The sequence below is a fragment of the Vibrio sp. Vb1018 genome, from assembly GCF_033338775.1.
Classification (GTDB): domain Bacteria; phylum Pseudomonadota; class Gammaproteobacteria; order Enterobacterales; family Vibrionaceae; genus Vibrio; species Vibrio alginolyticus.
Genome location: NZ_JAWOTI010000051.1, coordinates 1 through 5175, shown reverse-complemented (window position 1 = coordinate 5175; position 5175 = coordinate 1). Strand labels below are relative to the sequence as shown.

5 protein-coding genes are annotated in these 5175 nt (G+C 39.8%); 1 reads left to right on the top strand and 4 read right to left on the bottom strand.

Features of this window, described 5'->3' with window-relative positions:
- Window positions 1-17: 17 nt before the first annotated feature.
- The 4 genes from R7Z10_RS23770 to R7Z10_RS23755 all read right to left on the bottom strand — a co-directional run bounded on the left by R7Z10_RS23770 (window position 18) and on the right by R7Z10_RS23755 (window position 3629).
- Window positions 18-803 carry an SIR2 family protein gene (locus R7Z10_RS23770; protein ID WP_195744058.1) on the bottom strand — a complete coding sequence of 262 codons (786 nt, stop codon included), beginning with the start codon at window positions 801-803 and terminating at the stop codon, window positions 18-20.
- Window positions 804-889: 86 nt separating this feature from the next.
- Window positions 890-1891 carry a ParA family protein gene (locus R7Z10_RS23765; RefSeq protein ID WP_025590449.1) on the bottom strand — a complete coding sequence of 334 codons (1002 nt, stop codon included), beginning with the start codon at window positions 1889-1891 and terminating at the stop codon, window positions 890-892.
- Between the two features lie 177 nt (window positions 1892-2068).
- Complete coding sequence (locus R7Z10_RS23760) at window positions 2069-3256, bottom strand: site-specific integrase (RefSeq protein ID WP_318109334.1); 1188 nt, start codon at window positions 3254-3256, stop codon at window positions 2069-2071.
- 10 nt (window positions 3257-3266) lie between these two features.
- A complete protein-coding gene (locus R7Z10_RS23755; protein ID WP_025590505.1) occupies window positions 3267-3629 on the bottom strand; it encodes a hypothetical protein in 363 nt (120 codons plus the stop codon).
- 313 nt (window positions 3630-3942) lie between these two features.
- Between R7Z10_RS23755 and R7Z10_RS23750 the strand changes: the two genes are divergently transcribed.
- Entirely contained in the window at window positions 3943-5145 is a 1203-nt protein-coding gene (locus R7Z10_RS23750) for a hypothetical protein (protein ID WP_318109327.1), read from the top strand.
- Window positions 5146-5175 lie beyond the last annotated feature (30 nt).

The window sequence follows — 5175 nt, the reverse complement described above, 5'->3', positions numbered from 1 at the left end:
GTGATGGAGGCGGAGTGTTACCAGTTTTGTGTTGTTCTTAGGTTTTCTCTCTCACTTTCAACCAATGAAGATAATTGTTTCAGACTATCTAGTAATTCTTGGTGGTTGTTAGCTGAAGAATATCTAATAATTTGTAAATTCATCGTATCTTCAATTACAGATGCAACAGATTTATGTACAGCCTCATTAGGTAGAAGCATCAAGTGACGACGTGAACTATTATGCTTAAATAGTGCATCTTCTAAAAGTAGCTTTATATCTGGGTCATTCACCCCGCAACCCATAAATATAAACGTATGGGTTATTGAGAGAGCTGATAATATCTCGTAAAAAGCTGAATACTTAGTTCTGGCTTCAGCATACTCAGCACGGGTAAAGATGAGTTTTTCTGGTGAGTCTATTGTGCCATGTAGTTTCAGAATTAGCCGTCCTGGGCTTCTTACAAACGAGCTGACATCTTCATCATAGTGTTGCTTTACCACAATTGAACCATTTGCTTTTGAATTAGCATATGTTTCATAAATTTTGTCAAAGTTTGGGGTCGCAACGATTCTAGAATCAAGATCAAACAAGACTTCGTGAATCTCTGCAGGTTTGTAAGCTGGGGTTAAAAACTCAGCCTCCACTGCTCTAGTAAAACTATGTCGTCCAATTTCCCTTTTAATTACTTCACATGCTGTTAAGTAGTCTTGTTCCTTGATTAACGCCTTGATATGTTTGTTAGGTTTGATGTTACCTATAAGTGATTCTAGAAACTTAGCCCATGTTTTGGGACGTTCTCCGGCATCATTTTTACTATTCATAGAAATGCCAGATCCTAGAAAAAGGACTGATTTTCTTCTGCTAATATCACTAACGATCTCGTCTGGCCACGTAATCATCTTTGGTCTCACTTATCGTCAATATTTCGCAGCAAATTTAACGTAATGTTTTTGAAGATTTCTTTAGCTTCTTCCACTTTAGAAAAGTGGGCTCCAACAACACCATCACGTGCTTTTAATTCAAAAATTGGCGATTTTGAAGTTTGAGACATTGGAACCAAACTATGTAGGTTCTGTACTTCTCCCAAATTTGTATCTAACTTAAAGTTTTCGGAATAGTTTTTGGCTAGTTGTTCTTCAATTTTGGCTGGGATTTTTTTAGAAATTTTTTCGTAAGCATTTACATGTACCCTATTTCCTCTAACGGTCTTAGCTTTATACTGTTGCATGACATAGCCTGCAAAATGAAGCCTCCACTCAACACGCTCATTATTTATGGAAAAATCTTCTTCCTCTTCTTTTTTATACCGAGCTAGACCACTTTCAAAGCCATCTTTCCATTTATCTAAAGATAGATTCATATTATCCACAGCCATAAGACTAAACACGTCGACAGACATTGGTGTTACAAAGAAATCACATCCAAGCATGACAGAACGGTTAATTGCGCCTAAAGATGGACCGACATCGAAAAGAATATAGTCGTAATCCTTATATAGATGAGTTAAATGTCTAAAAACAAGAGTCGTTTGCATACCTCGGTGCTCGCCAGATGTAGCCCCTTTCCAATCGGTTGCAAGTAGATCTTCACTAAGAGATAGCTTAGGGTCACCTGGGATGAGATCACAATGGAAACGTTTTGAGTGAGTTGGCTTTATAGGTGAATTTATAAAGCCCTGGCCCCGACGTACAGGAACCATAAAAGACTCTATAGTGTCTCTTCTTACTTTCCCATACAGAGCGTCAACTTCCATATCATCAAGTAAGTAGCTAGTACTATTACACTGCGGGTCAGCATCTACGATAAGTACTTTCTTATTTAAATGTATTGCTAAGTATCCAGCTAAATTGCATAGCAGGGTTGTTTTACCAACACCGCCTTTGTTGTTAAAAAAAACAATACTTTTCAATGTTCTATTCCTTTTCTCGAAAGACGGAGTTTGTCAAATTCTACCATTAACAGCTAAAGATAGGAAACTAACAGCATATTTTCTGAAGATGTTTGATTTTAATGTATCATTTTTTAACCCCCCTCCTAAATGAGGAGAGGGATAAGTTATTATCTTGATATTTATTAGTGGTTTTAGCTATGCGCCCACGTTCCCAACCAACTCAGCCACATTCGCACTGACCTCTCTCAACCTACTCGAAGCCAAATGAGCATAACGAGTCGAAGTTTGAGGACTCTGGTGCCCCAACAAATGCTGAACATCATATAGGGTCGCATTACCTGAGTTGATCAAGATCGACGCGAAGCTATGCCTTAAGTCGTGGATACGAAAGTTGTCAGTAATCCCGGCAGCTTTCTTGATTCGAGCAAATGCCTTCTTCGGATGAGCGATAGGTCTACCGGGTGCATCTCCGGCAAAGATATAGGGGTTCTTCGGTTGTTGAAATCGTCGTTGGTCATGGATGACTTCCTTAGCTAAATGGTTTAGTAGGACCGTTCTCGACAGCCCCGACTTAGTGTGTGGTAGAAATAGGCTCCAATTGCCGTCGTCGTCGACGGTAAGGCACTCCCATTTCGAACTGGTTATTTCACCTATGCGCATACCTGTTAGCAGTGCAAACTTGAGTGCATTGGCTTGGGTTCGATTCGGTTCTTCATTACATGCCTTGATGAAGGCAGAAACCTCAGCCCGTGATAGGAAACGTTGACGAACATTGTTTTCCTTCAATTTCCTGATGTACTGACCGGGATTAGAATCGACATAGCCCCATTCCATTGCCAGTCTGAACATACGAAGGATCAAAGAGCGTAGACGGTTGACCGTGGCTGGCTTTCTACCTTCTAGTAATCCGTCTAACAATTTCTGAATGTCTTGCTGACCGATATCAGTGAGAGGTTTCTTGCCCCACTTCGGATAGAAATGGAGCTTGAGACTACCCGCATCACTTTTAGCGGTGAGTTTATTCATCATTGCATACGGTAAGTAGTGCAGCTCAGAGAATTCCTGAAATGTGAGTATGTTGCGCTTCTCATCACGAATAGCCTTAGGGTCATTACCGAGAGCAATTTCCCGTTTATGGTCATTGGCAATCTGGCGAGCAGTTGCTATATCTAGTGCAGGATACTCACCTAGCTGGATAGATTTCTTGGTTCCGTGGAGTGTGTACCTGAACAAGAAACGCTTCCTGCCTTGGCGGTTGACGATCATCTTGAGCCCAGAACAAAGTTCATCTGTATATTCAGTTTCCTTACTTTTGCTTGTCGGCGGCGTCGGTGTTAGTGAGTCGAGTTGACGTTTATTGAATTTGAATTTTCGGGATTGCATCACCGCCTCCTTAGTCATTCTCGATGGAGAAGTATTGGCGTAATTCGGTGAGTAATGTCTTCGGTAATAGTAGGTAGATACCCTTACCACTGTCCTCGACAATGCTCAGTGTGAGTACTGCTCCGTAATCCAGATCGTCTTCGAATTCGGTGTAGGTAAGTGCTCGTTTCAGCAGTTCGATATCGACGACGACGGCGGCAGATATTTCGGAAATTGATGTGAGAAACCAGAGCTCACATTGCAGCTCATCCCATGCCTGTTGGGTTTCTGCTTCATCGTGAAATGGTTCGGTGAGTATGGATATGATTTGTTCTTGTAGGGCTGTGGTGACAGGTAGGCTTGTGATTTGTTGAAGATTAGTGATCTTGTTCATATTAAACTCCATGAGTATTGGTATCATAGAAGTAATATGTGTTTGAGCCCGTTACTGATTCGGATGTAGTTAAGCAGAGAGTCTCTAATAACCAAACTCAAGCTCCAGCCCCTCAAGAGTCCATTACTGTAAACCAGCACCAGATATTACCCATTTAGCCGTGAATCGGTTAGAGATGTGTGATGGAGGATAATGTGGAACGATTGGATGTGGCTTGGGTCACGAATATATACGAAACATCAAAATGCCCCCTGTTTTGCTGATTTATCGTATTGAATAGTAATGCTTTTAAATTTATTGGTTGATTTTGTTAATGAAAAAAACAATTGTTGCGTTTGTTGTGGTAGCAGCCTGTGGAACTGGTGGTTACTTCGTAAATAATTTGATGATAGAGAACGTTGCTCAAGAGCTTATTCGTAGTACAGAGCGTTTGGCACATGACATCAGTGATAGCTATATTGATGTGCAGGTAATAGAATCGAAGCTTATTGGCGACAAAGTAGCTCAAAAATTCGCTATTTACTTAAAAGATGGTGCAGAACGCCATTCTCAACCTGTTTATTTAGACCATGATGCAACTGTTGCCCTTTTTGGCACAAAGGTCGAAGGCCAATTAGGTTTACCTAAAGATAAAGGACTCTCAGCTGAGTTTATCCGAGAAGTTACATCTTTTAATGAAAATATCCAATATACATTAAATCCTCATAATAAATCGATTGATCTTCAAAGTAGCCTGAATGTAGGTGTTATTAATGATGGTTCTCGTTCACAACTTAAGTTAGGTGAAATTAACTTCAATCTAGTTGGTTCTCTCGAAGATAACTCATCTCAATTTACTATCAGTAGCATTGACTTTTCCGAGCGTAAAGAGAGTGTTCATGTGGGCAAAGTATCTTTAGATACCGTTGTTAAACCAACATTGCAATCATCTATTTTTACAATTGATGAAGGACAACTGGTAGTAAGAAAAGGTGGTATGAATATCAGCGATATTCAGCTTAAAACAGAAGCCGTTGTCAGTGATAAAACATCTCTACACTATAACTGGACAGTTGGAACGTTTGATCTTGATTCGCCTGATATTACTTTACTGTCCTCAAAATTTGGTATGCAAGGTAACGTTGAAGGGCTAAATACAACAACTTTGATGGATCTAGGTACAGCGCTAGAGAGCAATAACGAGTCACGTATTGAAGATTTATTCAAAGAAATTTTGGGGGATGGGATTGCGTTTTCTAATATCAATTTATATCTGAATGACTCAAGTTTGGGTGGTCATATCACTTTAAATAAAGCGAATTATAAAACCGTAGAAAGCTACAAATTCGACGATTTATTACAACGTTCAATAAACTCAGAACTAGATATTGTAGTCACTCCTGAGTTGATGGATAAGTTTAAAGTACCTTCTCATGCACGGCAAAAGCTTTGGGTTAAGGATGAAAATGCAAACTATACTACTAAGCTTAAAACAGCATTAGGTAAGGTAACCATAAACGATATAGAGGTGAATTAACTGTAAGCTCCTCACTTTAGTTAGCAACCA